Below are 442 nucleotides of genomic sequence, written 5' to 3' on the forward strand. Positions count from 1 at the left end.
GTAATATTTTATCGCTTGTTTTTTTCATTTTTATTCTCCTTTTTATACTAATATATGTAATTTTATAGAAAGATAGGTTATTATGTAAATGTAATTAAATATAATACAGGAGATGAGATTATGCATTCTTTATCAAAGAAAGTGTCTTGTGCAGTTTTGGCCTCTAGTATGTTATTATCCGTTGGAAGTGTTTATACTGAACAAAATAATTTACAAAATCCTTTGGAAAACAAAGCAGAAGCTGCTAGTGGATGGAGATATTTTACGACTGTAAAGTCTTCAACAGCTGGAAGTGATTTTGCATTAACAAGTGTTGCAGTTGCTGCAGCTGGAGCTTTAGGCTACACCGCGTCTGGAATGACTGGGGCTGCTGTCACATCTGTAGGATCTTATCATTTAGGTAATGCTTTAGCTAAATTAAAAACTGTTTATATGACTGATA

1 protein-coding gene is annotated in these 442 nt (G+C 32.6%); it reads left to right on the top strand.

Translation table 11 applies throughout. The features are described from left to right. Positions 1–120 precede the first annotated feature (120 nt). A partial coding sequence (locus ERX37_RS11190; RefSeq protein WP_133430746.1) for a hypothetical protein occupies positions 121–442 on the top strand: 322 nt, incomplete at its 3' end.

The organism is Macrococcus hajekii, from assembly GCF_004359505.1.
Lineage (GTDB): Bacteria > Bacillota > Bacilli > Staphylococcales > Staphylococcaceae > Macrococcus > Macrococcus hajekii.